This window comes from Leisingera thetidis (assembly GCF_025857195.1).
Taxonomy (GTDB): Bacteria; Pseudomonadota; Alphaproteobacteria; order Rhodobacterales; family Rhodobacteraceae; genus Leisingera; species Leisingera thetidis.
The window spans coordinates 3,630,331-3,655,877 of the sequence record NZ_CP109787.1 but is presented as its reverse complement, the minus strand read 5'-3'; the positions used below and the strand labels follow the sequence as shown (position 1 = coordinate 3,655,877).

29 protein-coding genes are annotated in these 25,547 nt (G+C 65.1%); 20 read left to right on the top strand and 9 right to left on the bottom strand.

All coding sequences use genetic code 11. From position 1 onward, the window contains the following. Positions 1 to 12: 12 nt before the first annotated feature. Positions 13 to 249: a hypothetical protein gene (locus OKQ63_RS17645; RefSeq protein WP_264211345.1), complete on the top strand. Its 237-nt coding sequence runs from the start codon at positions 13 to 15 to the stop codon at positions 247 to 249. Positions 250 to 415: 166 nt separating this feature from the next. Here OKQ63_RS17645 and OKQ63_RS17640 read toward each other — a convergent pair whose 3' ends face one another. Beyond that, complete coding sequence (locus OKQ63_RS17640) at positions 416 to 1,750, bottom strand: ammonium transporter (protein WP_264211344.1); 1,335 nt, start codon at positions 1,748 to 1,750, stop codon at positions 416 to 418. 25 nt (positions 1,751 to 1,775) lie between these two features. Continuing rightward, positions 1,776 to 2,114, bottom strand: coding sequence for a P-II family nitrogen regulator (locus OKQ63_RS17635; protein ID WP_264211343.1), 339 nt, complete (start codon positions 2,112 to 2,114; stop codon positions 1,776 to 1,778). Positions 2,115 to 2,384: 270 nt separating this feature from the next. Between OKQ63_RS17635 and OKQ63_RS17630 the strand changes: the two genes are divergently transcribed. Then, a complete protein-coding gene (locus tag OKQ63_RS17630; RefSeq protein WP_264211342.1) occupies positions 2,385 to 4,598 on the top strand; it encodes a transglycosylase domain-containing protein in 2,214 nt (737 codons plus the stop codon). A gap of 282 nt (positions 4,599 to 4,880) precedes the next feature. Here OKQ63_RS17630 and OKQ63_RS17625 read toward each other — a convergent pair whose 3' ends face one another. Together OKQ63_RS17625 and OKQ63_RS17620 are read right to left on the bottom strand one after the other, a co-directional pair. After that, positions 4,881 to 5,468 (bottom strand): MlaC/ttg2D family ABC transporter substrate-binding protein, encoded by a 588-nt coding sequence (locus OKQ63_RS17625; protein WP_264211341.1) that lies wholly within the window; start codon positions 5,466 to 5,468, stop codon positions 4,881 to 4,883. Between the two features lie 2 nt (positions 5,469 to 5,470). Next, positions 5,471 to 6,223: an MlaA family lipoprotein gene (locus tag OKQ63_RS17620; RefSeq protein WP_264211340.1), complete on the bottom strand. Its 753-nt coding sequence runs from the start codon at positions 6,221 to 6,223 to the stop codon at positions 5,471 to 5,473. Between the two features lie 171 nt (positions 6,224 to 6,394). On the opposite strand from OKQ63_RS17620, the gene OKQ63_RS17615 reads away from it, so the two are divergent. The 6 genes from OKQ63_RS17615 (at position 6,395) to OKQ63_RS17590 (ending at position 12,373) form a co-directional block, all read left to right on the top strand. After that, a complete protein-coding gene (locus OKQ63_RS17615; protein WP_264211339.1) occupies positions 6,395 to 8,128 on the top strand; it encodes a type I secretion system permease/ATPase in 1,734 nt (577 codons plus the stop codon). Further along, positions 8,125 to 9,429, top strand: coding sequence for an HlyD family type I secretion periplasmic adaptor subunit (locus OKQ63_RS17610; RefSeq protein WP_264211338.1), 1,305 nt, complete (start codon positions 8,125 to 8,127; stop codon positions 9,427 to 9,429). Before OKQ63_RS17615 ends, OKQ63_RS17610 begins: the two co-directional genes overlap by 4 nt. 174 nt (positions 9,430 to 9,603) lie before the next feature. Further along, complete coding sequence (locus OKQ63_RS17605) at positions 9,604 to 10,062, top strand: RidA family protein (RefSeq protein WP_264211337.1); 459 nt, start codon at positions 9,604 to 9,606, stop codon at positions 10,060 to 10,062. After that, the gene (locus OKQ63_RS17600) at positions 10,059 to 10,832 is read left to right on the top strand and encodes a glycerophosphodiester phosphodiesterase family protein (protein ID WP_264211336.1); all 774 of its coding nucleotides are present in this window, start codon (positions 10,059 to 10,061) and stop codon (positions 10,830 to 10,832) included. The genes OKQ63_RS17605 and OKQ63_RS17600 overlap by 4 nt, the downstream gene beginning before the upstream one ends. Before the next feature lie 48 nt (positions 10,833 to 10,880). Continuing rightward, entirely contained in the window at positions 10,881 to 12,068 is a 1,188-nt protein-coding gene (locus OKQ63_RS17595) for a GNAT family N-acetyltransferase (RefSeq protein ID WP_264211335.1), read from the top strand. After that, complete coding sequence (locus OKQ63_RS17590) at positions 12,065 to 12,373, top strand: 4a-hydroxytetrahydrobiopterin dehydratase (protein WP_264211334.1); 309 nt, start codon at positions 12,065 to 12,067, stop codon at positions 12,371 to 12,373. The genes OKQ63_RS17595 and OKQ63_RS17590 overlap by 4 nt, the downstream gene beginning before the upstream one ends. Before the next feature lie 150 nt (positions 12,374 to 12,523). Here OKQ63_RS17590 and OKQ63_RS17585 read toward each other — a convergent pair whose 3' ends face one another. Continuing rightward, positions 12,524 to 13,012 carry a peroxiredoxin gene (locus OKQ63_RS17585; RefSeq protein ID WP_264211333.1) on the bottom strand — a complete coding sequence of 163 codons (489 nt, stop codon included), beginning with the start codon at positions 13,010 to 13,012 and terminating at the stop codon, positions 12,524 to 12,526. A 95-nt stretch (positions 13,013 to 13,107) separates the two neighbouring features. Here OKQ63_RS17585 and OKQ63_RS17580 point away from each other — a divergent pair, with 95 nt between their 5' ends. The 4 genes from OKQ63_RS17580 to OKQ63_RS17565 all read left to right on the top strand — a co-directional run bounded on the left by OKQ63_RS17580 (position 13,108) and on the right by OKQ63_RS17565 (position 16,131). Then, positions 13,108 to 14,319 carry an NAD(P)/FAD-dependent oxidoreductase gene (locus OKQ63_RS17580; RefSeq protein ID WP_264211332.1) on the top strand — a complete coding sequence of 404 codons (1,212 nt, stop codon included), beginning with the start codon at positions 13,108 to 13,110 and terminating at the stop codon, positions 14,317 to 14,319. Then, a complete protein-coding gene (rsmD, locus tag OKQ63_RS17575; protein WP_264211331.1) occupies positions 14,316 to 14,879 on the top strand; it encodes a 16S rRNA (guanine(966)-N(2))-methyltransferase RsmD in 564 nt (187 codons plus the stop codon). The genes OKQ63_RS17580 and rsmD overlap by 4 nt, the downstream gene beginning before the upstream one ends. 121 nt (positions 14,880 to 15,000) lie before the next feature. Then, positions 15,001 to 15,327 carry a hypothetical protein gene (locus OKQ63_RS17570; RefSeq protein WP_264211330.1) on the top strand — a complete coding sequence of 109 codons (327 nt, stop codon included), beginning with the start codon at positions 15,001 to 15,003 and terminating at the stop codon, positions 15,325 to 15,327. 141 nt (positions 15,328 to 15,468) lie between these two features. After that, positions 15,469 to 16,131 carry an HAD family hydrolase gene (locus OKQ63_RS17565; protein ID WP_264211329.1) on the top strand — a complete coding sequence of 221 codons (663 nt, stop codon included), beginning with the start codon at positions 15,469 to 15,471 and terminating at the stop codon, positions 16,129 to 16,131. A gap of 289 nt (positions 16,132 to 16,420) precedes the next feature. Here OKQ63_RS17565 and map read toward each other — a convergent pair whose 3' ends face one another. After that, on the bottom strand, positions 16,421 to 17,230 hold the full coding sequence (gene map / locus OKQ63_RS17560; protein ID WP_264211328.1) for a type I methionyl aminopeptidase: 810 nt from the start codon (positions 17,228 to 17,230) through the stop codon (positions 16,421 to 16,423). Positions 17,231 to 17,385: 155 nt separating this feature from the next. Here map and OKQ63_RS17555 point away from each other — a divergent pair, with 155 nt between their 5' ends. Continuing rightward, entirely contained in the window at positions 17,386 to 18,273 is an 888-nt protein-coding gene (locus tag OKQ63_RS17555) for a mechanosensitive ion channel family protein (RefSeq protein WP_264211327.1), read from the top strand. 19 nt (positions 18,274 to 18,292) lie between these two features. Here OKQ63_RS17555 and sfsA read toward each other — a convergent pair whose 3' ends face one another. Beyond that, positions 18,293 to 18,997, bottom strand: coding sequence for a DNA/RNA nuclease SfsA (gene sfsA / locus OKQ63_RS17550; protein ID WP_264211326.1), 705 nt, complete (start codon positions 18,995 to 18,997; stop codon positions 18,293 to 18,295). A gap of 48 nt (positions 18,998 to 19,045) precedes the next feature. On the opposite strand from sfsA, the gene OKQ63_RS17545 reads away from it, so the two are divergent. From OKQ63_RS17545 to OKQ63_RS17530, 4 genes are all read left to right on the top strand, one after another. Beyond that, positions 19,046 to 19,768 carry a competence/damage-inducible protein A gene (locus OKQ63_RS17545; RefSeq protein ID WP_264211325.1) on the top strand — a complete coding sequence of 241 codons (723 nt, stop codon included), beginning with the start codon at positions 19,046 to 19,048 and terminating at the stop codon, positions 19,766 to 19,768. Further along, positions 19,765 to 20,490 carry a GNAT family N-acetyltransferase gene (locus OKQ63_RS17540; protein ID WP_264211324.1) on the top strand — a complete coding sequence of 242 codons (726 nt, stop codon included), beginning with the start codon at positions 19,765 to 19,767 and terminating at the stop codon, positions 20,488 to 20,490. The genes OKQ63_RS17545 and OKQ63_RS17540 overlap by 4 nt, the downstream gene beginning before the upstream one ends. A gap of 5 nt (positions 20,491 to 20,495) precedes the next feature. Then, positions 20,496 to 21,068 carry a peroxidase-related enzyme gene (locus OKQ63_RS17535; RefSeq protein ID WP_264211323.1) on the top strand — a complete coding sequence of 191 codons (573 nt, stop codon included), beginning with the start codon at positions 20,496 to 20,498 and terminating at the stop codon, positions 21,066 to 21,068. Between the two features lie 68 nt (positions 21,069 to 21,136). Further along, the gene (locus tag OKQ63_RS17530) at positions 21,137 to 21,982 is read left to right on the top strand and encodes an OmpA family protein (RefSeq protein ID WP_264211322.1); all 846 of its coding nucleotides are present in this window, start codon (positions 21,137 to 21,139) and stop codon (positions 21,980 to 21,982) included. A 182-nt stretch (positions 21,983 to 22,164) separates the two neighbouring features. On the opposite strand, the gene OKQ63_RS17525 is transcribed toward OKQ63_RS17530, so the two are convergent. Beyond that, complete coding sequence (locus tag OKQ63_RS17525) at positions 22,165 to 23,076, bottom strand: LysR family transcriptional regulator (protein ID WP_264211321.1); 912 nt, start codon at positions 23,074 to 23,076, stop codon at positions 22,165 to 22,167. Between the two features lie 253 nt (positions 23,077 to 23,329). Here OKQ63_RS17525 and OKQ63_RS17520 point away from each other — a divergent pair, with 253 nt between their 5' ends. The 3 genes from OKQ63_RS17520 (at position 23,330) to OKQ63_RS17510 (ending at position 24,524) form a co-directional block, all read left to right on the top strand. Next, complete coding sequence (locus OKQ63_RS17520; RefSeq protein ID WP_264211320.1) at positions 23,330 to 23,770, top strand: DUF4399 domain-containing protein; 441 nt, start codon at positions 23,330 to 23,332, stop codon at positions 23,768 to 23,770. A gap of 77 nt (positions 23,771 to 23,847) precedes the next feature. Beyond that, on the top strand, positions 23,848 to 24,183 hold the full coding sequence (locus OKQ63_RS17515; protein WP_264211319.1) for an NIPSNAP family protein: 336 nt from the start codon (positions 23,848 to 23,850) through the stop codon (positions 24,181 to 24,183). Next, positions 24,180 to 24,524: an antibiotic biosynthesis monooxygenase family protein gene (locus tag OKQ63_RS17510; protein WP_264211318.1), complete on the top strand. Its 345-nt coding sequence runs from the start codon at positions 24,180 to 24,182 to the stop codon at positions 24,522 to 24,524. Before OKQ63_RS17515 ends, OKQ63_RS17510 begins: the two co-directional genes overlap by 4 nt. Before the next feature lie 24 nt (positions 24,525 to 24,548). On the opposite strand, the gene OKQ63_RS17505 is transcribed toward OKQ63_RS17510, so the two are convergent. After that, a complete protein-coding gene (locus OKQ63_RS17505; protein ID WP_264211317.1) occupies positions 24,549 to 25,490 on the bottom strand; it encodes a CorA family divalent cation transporter in 942 nt (313 codons plus the stop codon). Positions 25,491 to 25,547 lie beyond the last annotated feature (57 nt).

Sequence of the window (25,547 nt, the reverse complement as noted above, 5' to 3'; positions counted from 1 at the left end):
GGGAGACCAGCCATGTTCCCCGCACGACCTGCCCTCGCTTTGATCCTGTCCGCCGCCGTTGCCCCGCCATTGGCGGACCCTGCCTTTGGTGCAAATGGCGAGGCCATCGGCCGGTTGGAAAACCGTGCCAACCGCTGCGAGAACCGCCGCGATGAGGCCGTGGGCACCGGCGTGCCGGACGTGTGGAGGGTCATCTGGACCGCGCCGAAGACCGCCGCGATTACCGTGACCGGAGAGCGCCGAAGGTGATTGCTGTCCCGTGGGGCTGAGCGTGCAGCCTGCGCCGCGGCAGCGGCGCCCGGCCCAACAGGTGAAGATCATCTGTGATGACCGCACAGCTGGCGGGAGCGCCCCGCTCAAACGGAAACGCGGCGCCTGAAGCAGGCGCCGCGCAGTTGCTGGCAGGATCCGCAGGTCAGCTCGGCGAGAATTCCGGATAAGCCTCCATGCCCAGCTCTGCCATGTCGAGCCCGTTGACCTCATCCTCTTCCTCGACCCGGATACCGGTGGTGGCGCGCAGGATGATCCAGACCACGGCAGAGGCAGCGACGGTGAACACGCCCACCACGGCGATGCCGGTCAGCTGGGTCAGCAGGCTGGCTTCAGGGTTGGACAGCACCACGGCCACGGTGCCCCAGATGCCGCAGATCAGATGCACCGGGATGGCACCCACCACGTCGTCGATCCGCAGCTTGTCCAGCATCGGCACCGCGAAGACCACAATCACACCGCCGATGGCGCCGATCAGGGTCGCGAGGCCCAGGCCCGGGGTCAGCGGCTCGGCGGTGATCGCCACCAGGCCCGCCAGCGCGCCGTTCAGGATCATGGTCAGATCCGGCTTCTTGAACAGAAGCTGGGTCAGCACCAGCGCGGCCACGGCGCCGCCCGCAGCAGCAGCATTGGTGTTGGCAAAGATGCGGCTGATGTCGGCCACATCACCGACCGTGCCCATCGCCAGCTGCGAGCCGCCGTTGAAGCCGAACCAGCCCATCCACAGGATGAAGGTGCCAAGCGTTGCCAGTGCCAGGTTGGAGCCGGGCATCGGGATGGTTTTGCCGTCCTTGTACTTGCCGATGCGGGGGCCGAGGATCAGCGCGCCGGTCAGCGCCGCCCAGCCGCCCACCGAATGCACCACGGTGGAACCGGCAAAATCCAGGAAGCCCATCTGGTCCAGGAAGCCGCCGCCCCATTTCCAGCTGGCCTGGAACGGGTAGATCACCGCGGTCAGGACGATGGTGAAGATAAGGAAGGGCCACAGCTTGATGCGCTCCGCCAGGGTGCCCGAAACGATCGAGGCGGTGGCGGCACAGAACATCAGCTGGAAGAAGAAGTCCGAGCCGGTGGAGGCATAGGAATAATCATCCGCCCCCTCCGCGGTGATCCCCACCGCCTCCAGCACGCCGGGACCGAAGACGCCGGACAGCACGCCGTCAACGGCCCAATTGCCCAGCGGATACATCAGGTTATAGCCGATCAGCCAGTAGAACACCGCCGCCAATGAGAACAACGCCATGTTCTTGGTCAGCTGCATGGTCACGTTCTTGGAGCGCACCAGGCCGGCCTCAAGCATGGCAAAGCCCGCGGCCATCCAGAACACCAGGCAGCCGCCGATCAGGAACAGAAGCGAGTTCAGGATGAACACGGTATCCGTGGCCGGGTTCACGCCGGGGGCGGGGCCGTCCTGGGCCAGCGCCAGGCCCGGCAGGGCTGCCAGCGCCAGCGCCGTCAGGGGGAGTTTCAGGGTCTTCATAGGTCTTTCCTCCATGCCGGGCGCCTTACAGCGCCTCGAGATCGGTTTCGCCGGTGCGCACCCGCACGGCCTGTTCGACATCCAGAACAAAAATCTTGCCATCGCCGATCTTGCCGGTGCGGGCGGTCTCGGCGATGACGCTGACGGCCTGCTCGGCCTGGTCTGCAGGCACCACCAGCTCCAGCTTCAGCTTCGGCACGAAATTCACCTCGTATTCCGCGCCGCGGTAGATTTCCGTGTGGCCTGCCTGGGCGCCAAAGCCCTTGATTTCGGTCACCATCAGCCCGCTCACGCCAAGACCGGTCAGCGCCTGGCGGACCTCGTCCAGCTTGAAGGGCTTGATGGCAGCTATGATCATTTTCATCTCAGCACCTCTTGGTTCTGCCGTGTGCGGGCCTCATGCCCAATCACTTTGCACCTGCAGCAAAACCGGGCGCCCGAGTCGTTCAAAGCTGCGGCCAGCAAGTTTCCGCGCGTCTTTCTGCGTGCGCACAATAATTTTGCGCCTTTTGCCCCCTTCGCTTAAAAACCGGACAGCTGGCAAAGGGGGAAAGGTCCGGATTCTGCCCCCTCTACATTCCGGGGCGGGCAGGGTATTGTCCCGGCAAACGGGCAAACCGGGCAGGAAATGACGATGGCTCAAGGATCCGGGCGAAAGCCTCTGGTGGCAGACAAACGCTATTCCAAGGGCGGCAGGGGCAAACCCTCCGCCGCGAAGAAGCCTGCGCGCAAGGCACCCGCGCGCAAGGCCAGGAAGCCGGGCCTGCTGGCGCGCCTGTTTGCCCGCAAGAAGACCCGCGCCAGGCCGGTGCCGAAGAAACGCGGGTTCATCGGCCTCTTGCTGGCGCCCTTTGCTTTCGCCTTCCGGCTGGCCTGGGGCCTGACCTGGCGCATCGGCATGGTGGTCTGCCTGCTGGCCGGGCTGGCGGTGGCGTTTCAATATGCCAGGCTGCCGGAGGTCTCGGCCTATCTGGACGGGCGCGCCCGCGGCTCTGTCACCATTCTCGACCGCGAGGGCGAGGTGTTCGCCTGGCGCGGCGACCAGTTCGGCGGCGTGGTAACGGCGGATACGGTTTCACCGCATCTGAAGAACGCCATTGTTGCGACTGAGGACAAGCGGTTCTACCGCCACTTCGGCATCTCGCCGCGCGGCGTTGCCAGCGCTATCCGCATCAACCTGAGCGAAGGCCGCGGGCCGTTGTCGGGCCACGGCGGCTCCACCATCACCCAGCAGGCCGCGAAACTCCTGTGCCTCGGCAAGGTCTATGACCCGGCCGAGTGGAAAAGCGAAAGCGCCTATGAGGCCGACTGCCGCAAGGGCTCGCTCTGGCGCAAGGGGACCGAGGCGATCTTTGCGCTGGCGATGGAAGCCAAGTACACCAAGGACGAGATCCTCTCGATCTACATGAACCGCGCTTATATGGGCGGCGGGGCCTATGGCGCGGAGGCCGCAGCACAGCGGTATTTCGGCAAATCCGCAAACCAGCTGAACCCGGCCGAAGGCGCGATGCTGGCGGGTCTGCTGACCGCGCCCTCGACGCTGGCGCCCACCAATAACCTGCAGCGCTCGCAGGACCGGGCAGCCACCGTGCTGCGGCTGATGCAGGAGCAGGGGTATCTGACTGCGGCGGAGATGCAGAAGAATCAGGACAGCCCGGCAGAGCTGAGCGAGGCCGCGGCGGCGCGGGCAGGGGGGTATTTCGCCGATTGGGTGATGGACAGCATCCCGGATTTCCTGGGCGACCAGACCACTGAGGATGTGGTGATCCGCTCTACTCTCGACCAGCGTCTGCAGGGAGCGGCTGAGGAAGCGCTGAAATACATCTTCGAGAACAAGGTCCGCTCCGGCTCCAAGGCGCAGGCGGCGATTGTGGTGATGAGCGCCGATGGCGCGGTGCGCGCCATGGTGGGCGGCCGCAGGACGAAGGTATCGGGCGTGTTCAACCGCGCGACCCAGGCCAAGCGGCAGACCGGATCGGCCTTCAAACCCTTTGTCTATGCAACAGCACTGGAGCTGGGCTACTCGCCGTATGACCGGGTGCTGGATGCCAAATACTGCCTGAATATCCCCGGATCCGGCCAGTGGTGCCCGGATAACTATACCCGCAGGTTTTACGGCGAAGTGACGCTGGCCCGCGCGCTGCGCGATTCCCTCAACGTGCCGGCGGTCAAGATTTCCGAGGCGGTGGGCCGGGACAAGGTCAGCCGGGTGGCGCGGGATTTCGGCATCGACAGCGACCTGGCGGCCGGGCCTGCGCTGGCGCTGGGTGCCTCGGAAAGCTCACTGCTGGAAATGACCGGCGCCTATGCCGGCATCCTCAACGGCGGCTCTTCGGTGACGCCTTACGGGGTGAGCGAGCTGAAACTGGTCGAGGACAGCGAGGCGCTGATGGGCGCCAGCGGCGGCATCGGCGAACGGGTGATCCGTCCCGAGGCGGCGCAGCAGCTGGTCTGGATGATGGAGAAGGTGATTTCCGGCGGCACCGGCCAGCGGGCACAGATCCCGGGCTGGCAGGCAGCCGGCAAGTCGGGAACGACCTCGGCGGCCAAGGATGCCTGGTTCATCGGCTTCACCGCCGATTACGTGGCGGGGGTCTGGATGGGCTATGACGACAACACGCCGCTCAGCGGCGTGACCGGCGGCGGCCTGCCGGCCGAGATCTGGCGCGAGACCATGGTGCGGGTGCACGACGGCCTCACTCCGAAGCCGCTGCCGATGCTGGAGCCCGCCCCGATCGCCCCGCCGCCGCAGCAAACCCGCCGCGAGCGCCGCCGCCAGGGGCCGCAGCTGGGCAAGGAGCTGGGCCGTGCGGTCGACAACATCCTGCGCGACATCCTGGGCAACTGACCGGATCAGAAACGGAGGTGCTCCCGCCTGGCTCCGGGCTCCCTTGCGGGCGCCATCGCCAGTTGGGTCCAGCGCCGCACCTTGCAGGTGCGGCGTGCGCCCTGCCCGCCGGGCAGGGCGCCGGGCCTAACGGGAGCGCAGCATCTTTGATGCAGCAGCGACGGGCGGGAGAGCCCCGTTTGCCGGCAGCAGCCCCCTCTTGGGTGCGGCAGATGGATGCGGCAGATGAAAAAGGCTCCCCGGGAAGGGAGCCTTTCAGAATGCTTCAGATAGGTGCAGGGCTCAGCTCAGCCGGTCCAGCTCGGCGATCAGCGCGTCGATGTCGCCCTTCTTGCTGTCCAGGATCGCGCCGATCTCGGTGCGCTCGGTCAGCAGCAGGTTCACCCCTTCGATGAACATGTTGAAGAACAGATCCCGGCCCGAGCGGTCCGACACCAGGAACGTCACCTCAAACGGCGACTGGCCCTTGAGGTAGGCAATGGTGCTCACCTCATACCATTTCTTCACCTTCTTGACGCCCTTGACCTCCAGCTTGCCGCCGATGAATTCGCGGAAGCGCTTGCCGTATTTGCGCGAGATGTAGCCCTGGAACGCCTTGGAGAACGCCTTCTTCTGGGCCGAAGACGCCCGGCGCCCGTCCACCCCCAGTGCATATGCCGCGATATAGGAGGTGTCGCTGTAACGCTGGAAGATCCGCTCGAACTCGCGGAACATCGCGTTCTCGCCCTTGCCGGAGTCGATCACACGGTTGATATCGGCAACCAGGCTGTTGATCAGCGTGCTGGCGCTGTTTTCGTTCAATGCCCACAGCGGCTGCGGCGCAACTGCCAGCACGGCGCCGGCACTCATCAGAAAATTGCGGCGGTCCATCATCAGAATCCTTCAGTGTCCAGTTCGAACGGGTCGATTTCCTTGATCTCGGCGCCGTCGCCCAGCTCGAACCGGCGGTTCTGCAGGTAGATCAGGCGCGATTGCGCATAGCTGTCGGCGCTCTCGTAGAGAATCGAATCGATCGTGTCGGAATAGTTGCCACGATCGCCCATGCGGCGCACGATCTCAGCATAGATGCTGATGTTCTCGGCAGTATTCTGCTCGGCATAGCCCAGCGGGTTGGTGAAGAAATCGACGGCAACGCCAACCGCATCGCGGCTGGTGGAAGGGCCGAGCAGGGGCAGCTCCACATAGGCGCCTTCGCCAACGCCCCAAGCGTGCAGGGTCTCGCCGAAATCGGTGTCGACCGCGGGCACGTTGAATTCGCTGGCCGGGTCGGCAAGGCCTGCAAAGCCGACGGTTGAATTGATCACGAAGCGTGAAAACGCATTGCCTGCCATTTTCAGGTCGCCCTGCAGCAGCGCATTGACCATCTGCCCCGGCATCGACAGATTCTCCGCGAAATGCGAAAAACTGGTCACCATCGGCGCCGGCACGATCGCCACATAGCCCTTGGAAGCCGGGCGGAAGGCGAGCCGGTCGACGCCGCGGTTGAAGGCGTGGATGCCGCGGTTGGTCCGTTCGTAGGGATCGAATACTTCTCCCGATGCCCGTGCGACCGGGTCCTGAGTGGCGCAGCCCGCGGCAAAAGCGGCCAAAATCAGCGCAGGTACAAATTTAAGCGGTCGCAACATGAAGGGCATTCGGTTAAGTGTCCAATTGATACTGGGGCCGGCAGATCGGAGGGCAAATAAGGGTTCTCCAGCCTTTTTCCAGTGCGATTACATTTTTTTACCCGCTTGTGCCACAACTGATACAATCTCAGCCCTGACCTGAAGCCACGGAACCACTATTGCAGTCTGACCATGAATAAAAGCGTTTATAAAAACGGCTACGAGGAACTGCGCCGGGTGCGGCGTCAGAGCCGCGGCCTGTACTGGGCCACCGGGATCTTCAGTTTTTTCGTGAATCTGCTGATGCTGACCGGCCCTCTGTACATGATGCAGGTCTATGACCGGGTGCTGGGCAGCCGCTCGGAGGCGACACTGCTGGCGCTGTCGCTGCTGGTGGTTTTCCTCTACGGCATGATGGGGTTGCTGGACTATGCCCGCGGCCGGATCATGGCGCGGGTGGGCGCGCGGCTCCAGGCGGCGCTGGACCGCCGGGTGTTCGACGCGATGATCCGCCGCTCGGCGGTGGCGCAGGATCCGGCGGCGCAGACCGGCCTCAGCGATCTGGAAGCGGTGCAGCGGCTGATCTCCTCGCCGGTGCTGACCGCCGCCTTCGACCTGCCGTGGACGCCGCTGTTCCTGGCGGGCATTGCGTTGTTCCACCCTTGGCTGGGCCTCTTGGCGCTGTCGGGCGGTGCGGTGCTGGTGGTGATTGCCGTCATGAACCAGATGTTCACCCGCCTGCCGATGCAGAAGGCGAACATGACCGGCCATAAAGCCAATCTGATGTCCGAGGAGATCCGCAATGAGGCGGAGATGATCCAGTCGATGGGGATGCGCGGCGCCTCGTTCGATCGCTGGAAGCAGGCACGCGATGCTGCCCTCACCGACAGTGTGACGGCCAATGACACCGGCGGCGGCTTCACCACGCTGACCAAAACACTGCGGCTGTTCCTGCAATCGGCGATGCTGGGCCTCGGCGCTTATCTGGTGCTGCAGGGCGAGGTGACGCCGGGCGCGATGATCGCGGGCTCCATCCTGATGGGCCGGGCGCTGGCGCCGATTGAGCTGGGCCTGGGCCAATGGGGGCTGGTGCAGCGGGCGCTGAAGGGCTGGCACAGCCTGGCCGAGCTTTTGGACAAGGTGCCGGAGGAGGCTGAGCGCACTGCGCTGCCCAAACCCAAGGCGCTGTTGGAAGTGCAGGGCATGGCGGTGGTGCCGCCGGGCAGCAATACGCCGCTGCTGCGCAACGTGAGCTTCCGGGTGCAGCCGGGGCAGGCGATCGGGGTGATCGGGCCGTCGGGGTCCGGCAAATCGACACTGGCGCGGGCGCTGACCGGTGTATGGCGGCCTGCGGCGGGATCGGTGCGGCTCGATGGGGCGGCGCTGGACCAATACGCGCCGGATGTGCTGGGCGGCCATATCGGCTATCTGCCGCAGCGGGTGCAGGTGTTCGACGGCACCATCGCCCAGAACATCGCCCGCCTGAACCAGCAGCCCGATGCCGAGAAGGTTGTCGAGGCCGCCCGCAAGGCCGCGGCGCATGAGATGATCCTGAAACTGCCCGAAGGCTATGACACCCGCGTAAACGCCACCGGCGGGCGGCTGTCGGGCGGGCAGATGCAGCGGGTCGGGCTGGCCCGCGCCCTGTTCGACAATCCGGTGATCGTGATCCTGGATGAGCCGAACTCCAACCTCGACAACGAAGGCTCGATTGCGCTCAACCAGGCGATCAAGCAGATCAAGGCCGAAGGGCGCTCGGTGCTGATCATGGCGCACCGCCCGGCGGCCATCCAGGAATGCGACATGCTGCTGGTGATCGACAAGGGCACCCAGACGGCATTCGGCCCCAAGGACAAGGTGCTGCAGGAAATGGTCGCCAACCATCAGAACATCCGCCAGGCCACCGGCGCGGGAGGTGTGCGATGAGCGTGGAAAGCACCTGGCCCGCACGGCGGCCGCTGATCATCGGCGTTCTCAGCCTTCTGGTGCTGGTGGGCGGTTTCGGCTCCTGGTCGGTGCTGTCATCGATTTCCGGCGCGGTGGTGGCAACCGGGCGGATCGAGGTCGACCGCAACCGCCAGGTGGTTCAGCATCTGGATGGCGGCATCGTTGCCGAGATTCTGGTGGACGAGGGCGACACGGTTGCCGAAGGCGATACGCTGATCCGGCTCGACGCCAATGAACTCGCTTCGCAGCTGGTGATCATCGAGGGCCAGCTGTTCGAGCTGATGGCGCGCCGCGGCCGGCTGGAGGCGGAACGGGACGAGGCCGAAGAGGTTGCTTTTGATCCCGAGCTGCTGGCAGCCGGGCAGGAACAGCCGGACGTGAAAGACCTGGTTGAGGGGCAGAACCGTCTGTTCCAGGCCCGCAAGGACACCACTGCCCGCGAAATCGAGCAGCTGGAGAAGCGCCGGTCGCAGATCGAGGAGCAGATCCGCGGCATCCAGGCGCAGCAGCAATCGATGACAGTGCAGCTGGACCTTATCAGCGAGGAACTGGGCAACCAGCAGTCGCTCCTGGACCGCGGTCTGGCGCAGGCCGCCACGGTGCTGAACCTGCGCCGCACCCAGGCCAATCTCGAAGGCCAGTTGGGCGAGCTGGTGGCCTCCGAGGCGCAGGCCGAGGGCAGGATAACCGAGATCGACATCGAGATCTTGAAACTGGGCACCGGCCAGCGCGAGGAGGCGATCACCCGGCTGCGCGACCTGCGCTACCAGGAACTCGAACTGGCCGAAAACCGCCGCTCGCTGCAGCAGCGGCTGGCGCGGCTGGATATCACCGCGCCGGTCTCCGGCATCGTGTACGGGCTGCAGGTGCAGACCCCGCGCTCGGTGATCCGGCCGGCCGATCCGGTGCTCTACCTGGTGCCTCAGGACCGGCCGCTGGTGATTGCCGCGCAGGTGGCCCCGACTGACATCGACCAGCTGTACACCGGCCAGGAGGTCACCCTGCGGTTCTCCGCGCTGGACCAGCGCAGCACGCCGGAGCTGTTCGGCCATGTCACCCAGGTCTCGGCGGATGCGTTCGAGGACCAGGGCAGCGGGGTGTCCTATTACCGCGCCGAGATCGAGTTGAACCCGGGTGAGCAGGGGCGTTTGCCTGCAGGCACGGTGCTGATCCCGGGGATGCCGGTGGAAAGCTACATCCGCACCGCCGACCGTTCGCCGCTGGCCTATCTGATCAAGCCGCTGGCCGATTATTTCAACAAGGCCTTCCGCGAAAGCTGACAGGCTTTTGAATCCGGCGCGGAGTCCGGCCGGCTTCCCTTGCAGGCAAACCGCTTTGCGCCGCCGCCGGTCCCGGACGGCGGAAAGGGCCGCGGGGGCTTCGCATTTGCTCTTTTCGAAATCCGCCCGTGCGGGTAGCGTCCCGGCCAGCAGATACACGGAAGGAATTCGGCCATGAGCATCGAAGCAAAACTGAAAGAGCTGGGTGTGACCCTGCCCGACGCGCCGGCCCCGGCGGCCAACTATGTGCCCTATGTGGTGGCAGGCGACATGGTTTACATCTCGGGCCAGATCTCGGCAGATGAAAACGGGCTGATCACCGGCAAACTGGGCGCCGATCTGGATGTCGAGGCGGGCCAGGCCGCGGCCAAACGCTGCGCCATCGCGCTGCTGGCCCAGCTCAAGGCGGCCTGCGGCGGCGATCTGGACCGGCTGGTCCGGGTGGTCAAGCTGGGCGCTTTCGTGAACTCGGCTCCCGATTTCACCGGCCAGCCGATGGTGGTCAACGGTGCTTCCGATTTCCTGGTCGAAGCGCTGGGCGATATCGGCCGCCATGCCCGTTCCGCCGTCGGCTCGGTATCGCTGCCGCTGGGCGTCGCGGTGGAGATCGACGGGGTCTTCCAGATCAAATGAAACCTGCTCTGCCTGCCGCCTTTCTGAGCGGCCCGCTGGCCCACCGTGCATTGCATGATGCGGCGGACGGGCGTCCGGAAAACAGCCGCGCGGCCATCCGCGCGGCAATTGCGGCCGGCTACGGCATCGAGATCGACCTGCAGCTGTCCGGCGACGGCTGCGCCATGGTCTTTCATGATGACGATCTGGACCGGCTGGCCGAGGCCTCCGGTCCGGTCAAGGCGCGAAGCCGGGATGAGCTGGCGGCAACCGCGCTGAAAGGCGGCGCGGGCGAGGGCATCCCGGACCTGGCCGAAGTGCTGCAGATCGTGGCCGGCCAGGTGCCGCTGCTGATCGAGCTGAAGGACCAGCACGGGCAGATGGGCATCACCGATGGCGCGCTGGAGCAGGCTGCGGCAAAGGCGCTGCAGGGCTACCACGGGCCGGTGGCCTTGATGTCCTTCAACCCGCATTCTGTTGCAGAGCTCGCCCGCCTGGCACCGGGCATCCCGCGCGGAATCGTCACCAGCGCCTATGACCCGGCAGAGTGGACGGAGCTGCCGAGAGCTGTCTGCGATGACCTGCGCGGCATCCCGGACTTTGAGCGGACAGGCGCGGCCTTCATCAGCCACGAGGCCTCTGACCTGACGCGTCCGCGCGTGCAGGCATTGCGCAACGAAGGAGTGCCGGTTCTGTGCTGGACCGTGACATCTCCCGAAGAGGAGGCCGCGGCCCGGGTGCTTGCCGACAATGTGACATTTGAACAGTACCTGCCGCCGCTAACACCTTGATCAGGCTGGCTCACACCCCACATCTTTGAAGCGGTGCGGAGAAAAGGCATGAACCAGGCGCAAATCGAAATCCGGGTGCTGGGCTCGCTGTCGCAGATCGCGGCGGAGGACTGGGATGCCTGCGCCTGTCCCGAAGCGGCGGACGGCAGCCGGCCGCTGGATCCGTTTACCACCCACAAGTTTCTGAACGCACTGGAGGAAAGCGGCTCGGTCGGGCCGGGCACGGGCTGGCAGCCGCAGTATCTGACCGCCTATCAGTCCGGCCGCCTGATCGCCTGCGCGCCGCTGTACGCCAAGGGCCACAGCCAGGGCGAATACATCTTTGATCACAACTGGGCCCATGCCTATGAGCAGGCGGGCGGGCATTACTATCCCAAGCTGCAGATGGCCGTTCCCTTTACCCCGGCCACCGGGCGGCGGTTCCTGGTCCGCCCCGGTTTCGATGGCCTCGGCCATTCGGCGCTGCTGCAGGGCGCGGTGCAGCTGGCGGCGGACAACAACCTGTCTTCGCTGCATGTGACCTTCTGCACCGAAGACGAGGCGCGGATGGGAGCGGAAATGGGGCTGATGCGCCGCACCACCCAGCAGTTTCACTGGCACAATGATGGCTATGCTGATTTCGAGGGTTTCATGCGGGCGCTGTCTTCGCGCAAACGCAAGAACATCCGCAAGGAACGCATGCAGGCGCAGTGCTTTGGCGGCGATATCCGGGTCTGTGCAGGGGACAGTCTGCGGCCCGAGCACTGGGAGGCATTCTGGGAGTTTTACCAGGACACGGGCGCGCGCAAATGGGGGGCGCCGTATCTGACCCGGCAGTTCTTTGACATCGTGCACCGGACGATGGCGCAGGACATTGCGCTGATTCTCGCGGAACGCAACGGGCGCTATGTGGCCGGGGCGCTGAATTTCATCGGCCGTAAAACGCTTTACGGCCGCTACTGGGGCTGTGTCGAAAACCACCCCTGCCTGCATTTCGAGCTGTGCTACTATCAGGCCATAGAACTGGCCATTGCCCTGGGGCTTGACCGGGCCGAGGCCGGCGCGCAGGGTGAGCACAAGCTGGCGCGCGGCTATCTGCCGTGCCAGACCCACAGCTTGCACTGGATCGGCGATCCCGGCTTTGCCGGGGCCGTCGGACGCTACCTCGAGGCTGAGCGGGCCGCCACCGAGGAAGAGATTGAAGTCCTGACCGATTACGGCCCGTTCCGCAAAGCACATGTGGAGGAGCAAGAATGACGGAGAAACTGTCCGACGCCACCCGCGGCCCGCTGCTGGAGCCACTGTTCGCCACCGGCTGGGAGTTGGTGGAGGGCCGCGATGCCATCACCAAGACCTTCAAGTTCGGCAATTTCGCCGATGCCTTCGGCTGGATGACCCGCGCCGCGATCTGGGCCGAGAAATGGAACCACCACCCCGAATGGAGCAACGTCTACAACAAGGTGACTGTTGTGCTGACCACCCATGACGTGGACGGCATCAGTGCCCAGGACGCCAAGCTGGCGCGCAAGATGGACGGGCTGTTCGGCGCTGCCCAGGACTGACCCGCACGGCCCGGCAGAAAGGTCAGCCCTTCTGCCGCAATGTTTCGCGCGCGAAACATTTGGACAACAGGGCTGACCTGAATTTTTACTGTTTATTAAGGGGTTGTGCCTGCGTCCGCCGGGTCAGGCAGCCGCAGGCGGGGGCCGGGATCACCCCATCGAGTCCAGCAGGCCTTCGCCAGCGGAGAGTTCGCACTGGCCCGGGTTTTCTTCCTTGTTGAGGATCTTCACCTCGCCGTTCTCGACCAGCATCGCATATCGCAGCGAGCGGCCGATCAGGCCTGCGGCAGGGGCATCCAGGCGCATGCCGATTGCCTCGGTGAAGGTGCACTCAGCGTCCGACAGCATGGTGATCCCGGCGTCCGTTGCACCGGTGTTGTCGCCCCAGATCGACATGACAAACGGGTCATTGCCGGCCAGGCAGATGATTTCATCGACGCCCTTGGCGGCAAACTGGTCCTTGGTGCGGATGAAGCTGGGCACATGGGCCGAATGGCAGGTGCTGGTAAAGGCGCCCGGAACTGCAAAGATCACCACTTTCCGCCCCTTCAGCTTATCTGACAGCTGAACTGGCTCCGGCCCGTCGTTTCCTATGCGCGTCAGCGTCGCGTCCGGCAGTTGGTCTCCAACAGAAATCATCGCACGTTCCTCTTTCTCATGATTGCGTTTTGGGGTCCCGGGTATATAGGGTCCGTTGAAAGCGTGACGGGAACTATTGCGGGAGGCAAGCGAAGATGTCCCACATCGTCGTGATTGGAGCAGGGCAGGCGGGTTCGTCGCTGGTGGCAAAGCTGCGCAAGGATGGATTTGACGGGGAGATTACCCTGATTGGCGCCGAAGATGCACTGCCGTATCAGCGTCCGCCGCTGTCCAAGGCATATCTGCTGGGCGAGATGGAGCTGGAGCGGCTGTTCCTGCGCCCGGAAAGCTTTTACGCGGAAAACAACATCACTCTGAAGCTGGGCCGGCGGGTGACGGCAATCGATCCTGCGGCCAAGACGGTGAGCCTGGGCGATGAGGTGATCTCCTACGACCAGCTGGCGCTGACCACCGGCTCCGACCCGCGCCGCCTGCCAGCCGCGATCGGTGGCGATCTGGACGGCGTCTATGTGGTGCGCGGACTGACCGACGTGGACGCGATGGCGCCGCATGTGACAGAGGGCAAGCGCGCGCTGATCGTCGGCGGCGGTTATATCGGGCTGGAGGCGGCCGCGGTCTGCGCCAAGCGCGGAGTGCAGGTGACATTGGTCGAGATGGCGGACCGCATCCTGCAGCGTGTCGCAGCGCCCGAGACCTCGGATTATTTCCGCAGCCTGCATGCGTCGCATGGCGTGGACATCCGTGAAGGCGTCGGTCTGGAGCGTCTGGAAGGCGAAGACGGCAAGGTGGCCCGGGCGCTGCTGAGCGGCGGTGAAACGCTGGACGTGGATTTCGTCGTGGTCGGCGTCGGCATCACCCCCACGTCGCAGCTGGCCGGGATGGCCGGGCTGGAGCTGGACAACGGCATCAAGGTCGATGCCCGGGGCCGCACCTCGGATGCCGCGATCTGGGCCGCGGGCGATTGCGCCTCCTTCCCGTTCCAGGGCAACCGCATCCGGCTAGAAAGCGTGCCGAACGCCATCGACCAGGCCGAGGTGGCGGCGCAGAACATGCTGGGCGCGGACAAGGATTACATTGCCACCCCTTGGTTCTGGTCGGATCAGTATGACGTCAAACTGCAGATCGCGGGCCTGAACACCGGCTATGACAATGTTGTCACCCGCCCGGGGGAAGGCCGGCAGATGTCCTTCTGGTACTATAAGGGCGGTCAGCTGGTTGCGGTGGATGCGATGAACGACCCGCGGGCCTATATGGTCGGCAAGCGTCTGATCGATACCGGAAAAACAGCGGACAAGGCCGTGGTGGCCGATCCCGCCGCGGATCTGAAGCCGCTGCTGAAGGCGTGAGGGTCATCGCAGGGGACTTCCGCGGCCGGGCTCTGGCCGCGGTGGGCAAGGGGGATGCGGGCGCCCATCTGCGCCCCACCACCGACCGGGTGCGCGAAAGCCTGTTCAACGTGCTGATGCATACCGGCGCCATTCCGGGCGCCCGGGTGCTGGACCTGTTTGCGGGCACCGGCGCGCTGGGGCTGGAGGCGCTGTCGCGCGGCGCCGCGGAGGTGCTGTTTGTCGATGACGGCCGCGTCTCCACCGGTCTGATCCGCAAGAACATCGACCTCTGCCGGGCCGAAGAGCGCTGCACCCTGATGCGCCGCGATGCGCTGAAGCTGGGGCAGAACCCGGGAGCGCCCTTTGGCTTGATCTTCCTCGATCCGCCCTATGGCAAGGGGCTGGGGGAGAAGGCACTCGCCGCCGCCGTGGCGGGCGGCTGGGTGGCGGATGACGCTTTGGTGGTCTGGGAAGAATGCGCGCCGATGGCCGCGCCCGAAGGTTTTGAGCTGCAAGACAGCCGCAAATACGGCGATACTCATATCTCGCTGATGTGGCGTCAGCGAAACAGTTCGTAAGCTGAGCCGGCTCAATCGCCAATTACTTGATTTTCTATTTGCAAAAACAACTAGCCGGTTGTAGCGAGCCGGTGATTTCAACCAAATTTCCGTCAATTCAGACGGTTTCAAAGGGTTCAATATGAAAACCGCAAAATTCCTAGGCCTGCTGGCCGCTGGTTCACTGTTGCTGTCCGGCTGCGTGTCCCCCGACGTCGTCACCACCAACAATGTGGACGACGCCTCGCTGACCTGCGAACAAATCCAGACCCAGATGGGCCAGCTGGACGAGATCCGCGCCGAAGCGAAGAAGGGCAAGACCGCGTCGGGCGCCAATGTGGCGGCGGCAATCCTGTTCTGGCCGGCGGTGATCGGCAACTATGCCAATGCCAATGAGGCGCTGGACGCGGCAAACAAGCGCCACGAAGTTCTGGTCGGCCTGGCGCAGAAAAAGCGCTGCAAGTTCTGAACCAGGCGAGGCCTGCGATGATGCGGAAATGCAGGGGCCTCCCCTGCATTTTTGTTTCCGGCTCCCGCAGCCGCGGATTTGCGGCAGCAGTGAAAGCCGATTAAGCCTGAAGCAGCAGTTTTCCGCAAAAGGCAGACTTCCATGCCCAAGACATTTCCAACCCCGGAGCTGGTGATCTTCGACTGCGACGGCGTGCTGGTGGACAGCGAGCCTGCGTCGAACCGGGCGCTGGCGGACAATCTCGCGCGCCATGGGCTGCAGATGACTGTGGACCAGTCGATGGCGCATTTCGTTGGCAGCACCATGGCGGGCGTGATGGAGAAGGCCCGCAGCCTGGGCGCGGAGCTGCCGGACAACTGGACCGATGAAATCTGCGCTGAAACCTTTGCACAGCTGCGGCTGGGGGTGCCGCTGATGCCGGGAATACCGGATTTGCTGGCGCGGCTTGACGCGCATGGCATCCGGGTCTGTACCGCCTCCAACGGCAGCGAGGAGAAGATGCGCATCACCTTGGGCCAGAACGGGCTGTGGGAGCGGTTCCACCCGCAGGCTATGTTCTCGGCCCAGTCCCTGGGCGTGGCCAAGCCGGAACCGGGATTGTTCCTGGCAGCGGCCAGCCATTTCGGTGTGCAGGCGCGCGACTGCCTGGTGATCGAGGACAGCGGCAGCGGCGTCACCGCCGCGGTGCGCGCCGGCATGCGCTGCCTTGGCTATGCGCCGCACGGCGGCGGCCAGAAACTTGCGGCGCTTGGGGCGGAGGTGTTCCGCGATATGGCAGCGGTGCCCGCGCTTTTGTCGATCTGAGGCGGCTGTGCTACTGTTCCGGGCATGGAACAGACATTGCGCACCCCGTTCCTGCAGGTCTCAAAGGATGCTGAAACCCGGACCCGGCCTAAGCCGAAACCGGCAAGGGCACCGTTGTTTATTCAGGATGCTGTGACCCCCTGGGACGACGGTACTATGCTGCTGGCTTTGTGGCGGATGCAGGAGGCGGAGGATCAGAACGGCTCAGGCACTTGACAGGATCCGTCCTTCATCTGGCTGAAAATATCCCGGGGGTCCGGGGGCCGGCCCCCGGCGCTGCCCTGTCAAATCAGCCGTAGGTCGGATGGAATTTCCCGGCCGGCGACAGGGTGAAAATCTCGGCCCCGGCAGCAGTTACACCGATTGAATGCTCGAATTGCGCCGACAGCGACTTGTCGCGGGTGACGGCGGTCCACTCATCCGCCAGGATCTTGGTCTCCGGGCGGCCGAGGTTGATCATCGGCTCGATGGTGAAGAACATGCCTTCCTCCAGAACCGGGCCGGTGCCCGGGCGGCCATAGTGCAGCACGTTGGGCGGCGCGTGGAAGACCTGGCCCAGACCGTGGCCGCAGAAATCGCGCACCACGCTCATCCGCAGGCTTTCGGCATAGGTCTGGATCGCGTGGCCGATGTCGCCAAAGGTATTGCCGGGCTTGACCGCCTCGATCCCCTTCATCAGCGAATCATGGGTGACCTGGATCAGCCGCTCCGCCTTGCGGTTGATCTTGCCCGCCACAAACATCCGCGAGGTGTCGCCGAACCAGCCATCGACAATGACGGTCACGTCGATGTTGAGGATATCGCCGTCCTTCAGCTTCTTGTCACCGGGGATGCCGTGGCAGACCACGTGGTTCACCGAGATGCAGCTGGCGTGCTGATAGCCCTTGTAGCCGATGGTCGCCGAGGTGGCACCGGCATCCTCGACCATCCGGGTGATCAGGCGGTCGATCTCACCGGTGGTCTGGCCTGGCACCACATGGGCCGCGATGTCATCCAGAATGCGCGCGGCAAGCGCCCCCGCCTTGTGCATGCCGGCAAAATCGCCGGGTTCATGAATGCGGATGCCGTCCTTGGTTGTGCGGCCGTCTTTCGATCTCATCAGGCGGAGCTCCATCGGATGTCGTTGCGTAGCTATGTAAGGGGTTCACGGCAAAAGGGCCAGAGGGGGCAGGGGGGGCTTGCGGGAACTTTTTCCGCCGCTCTGCGTTGTCACGGGTAACAAAAAACAGCGGCAGCAGAGAGGGACACAGCGGCATGGAAAGTATCAACGGTCTGATGCAGACTGAAATTTACGAGGGAAGATCACTGTCCGATCTGGTGACGCTGGAGTTTCTTGCCCAGGTGCTGGGCAGCGTCGCCGCCGCAGTGGTCATCCTGTTGGCGGGCTTCATTGCAGCAAGCTGGGTGAAGCGCCGGATCGCGGCTTTGGGCGATACCCATGCCAAGCTTGACGTGACGCTGTTTCATTTCCTGGGCAATCTGGCACGCTATACCATCCTGGCCTTCGCATTGCTGTTCGTATTGAACACCTTTGGCGTCCAGACAACCTCGATCGTTGCGGCCATCGGGGCTGCCGGCCTGGCGGTCGGCCTGGCGATGCAGGGGGCGCTGTCGAATGTCGCAGCCGGGGTGATGCTGATCCTGTTCCGCCCGTTCAAGCTGGGAGATTTCATCGAGGTGGACGGCGAGATGGGCACGGTGAAGGACATCAACCTGAACAACACGGTGATTGCCAGCCTCAGCAACCTCAAGGTGATCATCCCCAACTCCGAGGTCTGGGGCAACACCATCACCAACTACTCCTCCTTTGACACCCGCCGCGCCGAGTGGACCTTTGGCGTCGGTTACGGCGCCGACCTGGCAGTGGCGGAGCGGGTGATCCGCGAGACGGTCATGGGCGACAGCCGCTCGCACAACGCGCCGGAGCCGTTCATCCAGGTCAATGCGCTGAACAGCAGTTCGGTGGATTTTCTGGTCCGGGTCTGGGTCGATGCGTCTGACTATTTCCAGTATCAGGCCGACATGAAGCGCAAGGTGAAGGAGGCGCTGGACGCGGCCGGGGTCGATATTCCCTTCCCGACCCGCACCATTGTACAGGCCGAACCGGATGCGCAGGAGGATGCGGCAAGCAAGGCGGCCTGATCAGGCGCGCCCCTCGCCGCTACTGGGCGGCGGCGAGAGGGGCGCCGGCCTCGACGCCCTGCGGGGAAATCCTTGTCCCCAGCACCAGACGCTCCACCCCTGCAGCCCGGGCGCTGGCAAAGGCTTGCGAATAGGCCGGGTCGATATCCGCCGCCAGCTGGAATCGGTCGCAATCGGTGCGCTGCACCAGATAGAGCATCATTGCCCGGTGTCCTTGCGCTGCCATTGCGGCAAGCTCGCCAAGGTGTTTTGTGCCCCGCGCGGTGACGCTGTCGGGGAATTCCGCCAGGCCCGGCCGGCGCGACAGGGTCACGCTTTTCACCTCGACATAGCAATCGGGCAGGCCGTCCTGGCTCAGCAGGAAGTCGATGCGGCTGTTGCCGCCGTATTTCACTTCGGGCCGCACGGTCTTGTAGGCGGCAAGTTCCGCGATCTCCCCGGCTTCAAGCGCGGCGCGCAGGGCGCGGTTCGGCACCGAGGTGTCGACGCCGGTGAAATGGCCGCCCGCATGCTCGACCAGCCGCCAGCCGTATTTCAGCTTCTTCCTGGGGTCGTCGTTGGGCTCCAGCCAGATTTTCATGCCCGGCTCCGCAAGCCCCATCATCGACCCGGGATTGGCGCAATGGGCGGTGACCTCTTGCCCGTCTTCCAGCCGGCAATCGGCGAGGAAGCGTTTGTAGCGGCGGATCAGCACGGCGGGGATCAGAGGGGTTTCAAAGCGCATGCCACTGGGCCTATACCTGCGAAGACGAGGTATCAAGGGAGGACAACCATGGCCAATCCAACCGCTGCCATGCTGGTCATCGGGGATGAGATCCTGTCGGGCCGGACCCGCGATGCCAACATGCATTACCTGGCCGGCGAGTTGGCCAAGCATGGCATCGACCTGAAGGAAGTGCGCATCGTCAGCGACGACGAGGCCGCGGTCATTTCCGCGGTCAAGGCGCTGGCCGGGGCACATGACCATGTCTTCACCAGCGGCGGCATCGGCCCGACCCATGATGACATCACCGCCGATTGCATCGCCAAGGCCTTTGACGCGCATCTGGACGTGCGCGAGGACGCCCGCGCGATCCTGCAGGCGCATTACGACACCCAAGGCATCGAGCTGAACGCGGCCCGCCTGCGCATGGCGCGGATCCCGGACGGCGCGGCGCTGATCGACAATCCGGTTTCCGCGGCGCCGGGCTTCACGCTTGGCAACGTGCATGTGATGGCCGGGGTGCCGCTGATCTTCCAGGCGATGGTGGCCAGCGTGATGCCGACGCTGACCGGCGGCCGGCCAATGCTGTCGCAAACCCTGCGGGTGCTGCGCGGCGAGGGCGAGATTGCCGGGCCGCTGCGGGTGCTGGCCGAGGCCTATGCGGATCTGTCGGTCGGCTGCTACCCGTTTCAGAAGGATGGCGTGTTCGGCGCCAATGTGGTGATCCGCGGCACCGATGGCGTGCGGATCGATGCGGCGATGACCGAGCTGGCAAAGGAGCTGGAGCAGTGACAACCGACCCCCGTTATTATGCCGTGACCGAGGCGACATGGCCGCCTGCATCCGTGCGCCAGCTGGGCCCCGTCACCTTGCGCGAAGGGCAGGGCGGCGGCAGCCGGGTGTCGGCGGCGACGGTTTCCGGCCAGGTGTCGGAGGCTGAAATTGCTGCGGCGGAGGAGGCGATGCGCGCCATGGGGCAGGACTGCCTGTTCATGATCCGGGACGGCGAGGCGGAGCTGGACGCGCAGCTGGAGGCGCGCGGTTACGCGGTGAAGGATCCGGTGAACCTTTGGACCTGCCCGGCGGAGCGGCTGACGGATATCCCGGTGCCGCGCGTGACTGCCTTCTGCGTCTGGGAGCCGCTGGCGATCCAGCGCGAGATCTGGGAGCAGGGCGGCATCGGACCGGAACGCCTGGCGGTGATGCAGCGGGTGCAGGGGGCAAAGACGGGCCTGCTGGGACGCCACAAGGACAAACCTGCCGGCGCGGGGTTCGTGGCCAATCATGCGGGCGTCGCGATGGTGCATGCGCTGGAGATCCTGCCGCATCAGCAGCGTTGCGGCATGGGCGGCTGGATGATGCGCCAGGCGGCCTTCTGGGCGTTGGAGAATGGCGCCAGCGAACTGGCGGTTCTTTGCACGAAACGCAATGAAGGCGCCAACGGGCTTTACGCTTCCCTTGGCATGGACTGTGTTGGACAGTACCACTACCGGATATTTCAGGAAGGCGATTGACCGCGATGAGTGACCAGACCCAGCCCACAGCCCTTGACCTGCCGATGGTGGATCCGCTGCCGCCGGAAACGCAGAAATATTTCGACATCTGCGTCGAAAAGCTGGGGTTTGTGCCCAATGTGCTGAAGGCCAATGCCTTTGACATAGACAAGCTGAACGCCTTCACCGGCATGTACAACGACCTGATGCTGGCAGACAGCGGCCTCAGCAAGCTGGAGCGGGAAATGATCGCGGTGGTGGTCTCGTCGATCAACCGCTGTTTCTACTGTCTGGTGGCGCATGGCGCCGCGGTGCGGCAGCTGTCGGGCGATCCGCAGCTGGGCGAGATGCTGGTGATGAACTACCGGGTGGCGCCGCTGGAGGCGCGGCACCGGGCGATGCTGGATTTTGCCGCCAGGATGACCACGGCCAGCGCCGAGATCGAAGAGGCGGACCGCCAGGGCCTGCGCAGTGCGGGGTTCAGCGACCGCGACATCTGGGACATCGCCAATGTCGCCGGCTTCTTCAACATGTCCAACCGGGTGGCCAGCGCAACCGCCATGGTGCCCAATCCGGAATATCACAGCCAGTGCCGCTAACACGTTTGACGGCCTTGGCTGGCCTGGCCGCGGCGGTACTGCTGCCCGGAAGCGCCGGGGCGGCGGAGATGACGCTGCCGCCCGGCGCGGCAGCGGTGTCCGAACGGGCCACGGCGCTGGGCGTCTACCAGCTGCCGGTGGGGCCGGAGGCGTCGGACGAGGTGCCGTCGCAGCGCTTTGAGGGCCGGATCTTGCGCCGGACCTGGCGGCTGGAGGGAGACAGCACGGTGCTGGAGATCCTTGCACCGATGCGGGAGCAGCTGCTGGCGCAAGGCTATGAGGTGCTGCTGGACTGCGCGGCGCGGGACTGCGGCGGCTTCGGCTTCCGCTTCGGGATCGAGGTGGTGCCTGCGCCGGACATGATGGTGGATATTTCCCGCTATCATTTCCTGTCGGCGGCCAGAGGCCTGCAGGCGGTTTCGATCCTGGTGTCGCGGGGCGGCGGGACGGCCTATGTGCAGATGATCACCGTGCAGCCGCCCGCCGCGGCGCCGCCGGTCGTGAAGCCTGCCGCAGAGGCGCCCGGCCCGGTGCGGCCGGTGGAACTGGCCAAGGTGCTGGAAGTGCGCGGCCATGCCGTGCTGACGGATCTGGTATTTCAAAGCGGTTCCGTCCGGCTGCAGGACGGCAGCTATGCCAGCTTGCAGGAGCTCGCTGAGTATCTGGCCGCCCATCCGCAGTACCGGCTGCTGCTGGTGGGCCATACAGATACGGTAGGCTCGCAGGACCAGAATATCGGCATTTCCGAACGCCGCGCACAGTCGGTGAAGGACCGTCTGGTTTCAGCGCTGGGCGCCGATGAGACGCGGATTGAGGTTGCCGGAGCAGGGTTTCTGGCCCCGATTGCCAGCAACCTGTCGCCGGAAGGCCGCGAGGCCAACCGGCGGGTGGAGGCGGTGCTGCTCGCCGAGTGACCGTTGTCGGCGCAGGCGGCGCGAACCGCTGGCGCCCTCCGGCACACCGTGCCGCGGCAGCGCCCCGGAAGCGTCCGTTCTGCGACTGGGCGGGCGGCAGCTTGTTGCCATCACCTGAGAGGAAAACCGCACGGCGGCAGGTCTTCGAGGGATGTCTTGGCCCGGTTTTCCGAAAAACCGGTTCAGGTTTTCCACTCAGACGGGTCGCGGTCGGCAAAGGCCGCCACCAGAAAGTCGATGAACGCCCGCACCTTGGGCTGGGTGAACTTGCCGGGCGGGTACACCGCGTAAATGCCCTGGGTTTCGACCGGCAGGCTGGGCATCACGTCCTCAACCAGCCCTTCTTCCAGCGCCTCGGAGTAGAGGTAGCTGGGCAGATAGGCGATGCCGAGGCCGGAGATGGCCGCGTTCAGCAGCGACTGACCGTCATTCACCGACAGCCAGCCAGAGGTGCGCACCTGGCGCCGTTCCCCCGAGGGTGCGGTGATCTTCCAGACATTGCCGCTGGACTGGCTGGAATAATGCAGGAGTTTGTGGCTGTTCAGTTCGTCGATCTTCTGGGGCCGCCCGTATTTCTCCAGGTAGGCCGGTGAGGCGATCATCCGTTTGGTGGTCTCGGTCAGTTTGCGGGCGCGCAGGGAGCTGTCCTCCAGCTCGCCGATCCGCACAGCCATGTCGAAGCCCTCGGAGATCAGTTCAACATAGCGGTTGTTCAGCACCATGTTGACAGTGATGTCCGGGAAATCGCGCAGGAAGTCCGACAGCACCGGCGACAGGTGATTGACGCCAAAATCGGTGGCTACCGAAATGCGCAAAAGGCCGGAGGGGGCAGACTGCATCGAGGTGACCAGCGCATCCGCTTCGCCTGCGTCATTCAGCACCCGGCGGGCGCGGTCGTAATAGGCAAGCCCGATCTCCGTCGGGGACACCCGGCGGGTGGTGCGGTTCAAAAGCCGGGCGCCGAGACGGGCCTCCAGGCTGGAGACATGTTTGGAGACAGCGGATTTCGAGATCCCCATCTTGCGTGCGGCATCGGTGAAGCCGCCCTGGTCCACCACATTGGCAAAGGCCTCCATTTCGGTCAGTCGGTCCATATCCACCCGTCCTCGTATGTCTGTGTTGCCCCAGTGTTGCCGGTGAAATCGGGCGAGATCGCGGCAGGCTTGGGATAATTGCGAGGTTTCGCGGGGATCGTTTGCGCTGCGGAAACGGCGGCGGCGGCGGCCGTGGTCTGCCGCGGGACAGGCGGGCGGCAGAACTCCGCCTGCTGCGGACGGCGGCGGCAATGCGCCGCCTGGCAGATGCGCTACACTGTGATTCGTTGTTCCGGCCGAAGGAGATAAGGTCATGAAACGGATATTGGCGGCATCTGTGGCGGTGTGCCTGGCGGTGCCCTTGTGGGCGCAGGAGCGGACACCTTCGCACCCGGACGCCAAGGTGTTCTTCGTCAACCTGAAGGATGGCGATACCGTCACCTCTCCGGTTACCGTGGTGTTCGGCCTGTCCGGCATGGATGTGGCGCCGGCCGGATCCGGCCAGGAGAACAGCGGCCATCATCATCTGCTGATCGACCGCCCGGCGATCGGCGAGGGCGAGGACGGCGCGGATGAGCTGCTGAACGGGCTGCCAGCGGACGCGCATCACGTGCATTTCGGCGGCGGCCAGACCGAGACCACTATCGAGCTGCCGCCGGGCCGCCATTCGCTGCAGCTGGTGCTGGGCGATGCCAGCCACGTGCCGCACGAATCGCCGGTGGTTTCCGAAGTGATCACCATCCACGTGGAGTAAAGCTGCGGTCCGGGGCGAAGCTTCCGGGGCAGGCTGCGGGCTAGGCAGGGGGTTCTGAACACCAAAAGGATCTGAACATGCTCACCTGCATCATCCGCTACCGCATCGACCCGGCCAAAACGGCGCAGTTCGAACAATACGCCCGCAACTGGGGCCAGGCGATCCCGCGCTGCGGCGCCGGTCTGGTCGGGTATTACGCGCCGCATGAGGGGTCCTCGACGCTGGCCTATGGCATTTACAACGTGGACAGCCTGGCCGCCTATGAAGCCTACCGCGCACGGCTGGCGGCGGACCCGCTGGGACGGGAGAATTATGAGTTTGCGCAGCGCGAGCGGTTCCTGCTGCGCGAGGACCGGGTCTGGCTCAAACTGGCCTCGGCGCCGCACGCGGACACGGGAGGTCGTTCGGCATGATTGCCGTGATATTCGAAGTGGAAATCGCTGCCGGGCAGAAGGAGGCCTATCTGGAAATTGCGGCGGAGCTGAAGCCCTTGCTGGAACAGGTGGACGGGTTCCTCTCGGTCGAGCGGTTCCAGAGCCTGAATGCGCCGGACAAGCTGCTGTCGCTGTCCTTCTGGCGGGACGAGGCCGCGGTGCAGCGCTGGCGCCAGCTGGCAGAGCACCGCAGCGCCCAGGCGCAGGGCCGGGCCGGAGTCTTTGCCGGATACCGGCTGCGGGTGGCCGGGGTGATCCGGGACTACGGCATGGACGACCGCGGGCAGGCACCGGCCGGCAGCCGCGCGGTTCACGGATAGGCAGCTTCCGGGGGCCGCCGGCGGTCAGAGCAGCCTGAGCCAGCGCATCACCAGCAGCATGCCCGCGCCCAGCCCCAGCAGGCTGAGGCAGAGAATGGGAAAGGCCAGCGGCGAGTCCGCTCCGGGGATGCCGGCGAGGTTCACGCCGAACAGGCCGGTCAGGAAACCGAGCGGCAGAAACAGCGCCGCCACCACCGACAGCGCATAGCTGTTGCGGCCCATCTGCCGGGCCAGTTCGGCGTCGGTGTGGTCGCGCAGGACTGCCAGCCGCCCGGTCAGCGACTCCAGCGTTTCCGCCGACAGGGTGAACAGGTTCACCGCTTCGCGCAGGTGCAGCTGCTCCTCCTCCGAGAACAGCGGAACCCCGGTATCCTGCAGGTTCAGCAGCGCTTCGCGCTGCGGTTCCAGATAGCGGTGCAGTTTCAGCACGTTGCGGCGCGGTGCCTTGAGCGCCTCGGCAGCAGGCAGGGTGCCGTCTTCGGTCAGCTCCTCCAGCGCCTCGGTTGCGGCGCTCAGCTCCAGCACCTCGTCACGGGTGTGCAGTGCCAGCCCGTTGATCAGGCGGTAAAGGAACTGGCCCGGCGAGTCGGGGCCGCGGCCGGTGCCGCATTCGGCGCGGATTTCATCCAGCGCGAAGGTCTTGCGCAGGCGCACGGTGACAATGGTGCGGCTGGTCGCCCAGATCCTGAGCGACAGCATCTCGGCGGCCTCGGCGCCGGGATTGCGGTTCACCGTGCGCAGGTTCAGGATCAGACCGTCCTCGAACACGTCGCAGCGGGGCCGGGTTTCGCTTTGCAGCAGCGCCTGGCCCGGGATGCCGGGGAGCTGTGCCTTGCACCACTCGGCCAGCTCCGGGTCCGCCAGGTCGAAGTGCAGCCAGCGGAAGCGGCCGGGCCCGGTCGCGGCCAGGTCCGCGGCGGGGCGGGCGGTGCCATCGGCCCAGAGGTCGTAGGCGGAAATCGGCATGGGGCGGCCTCGTTTGCATCCGTTTTCCCATGGTTAGCGCGGATGCGGTCATGCTGC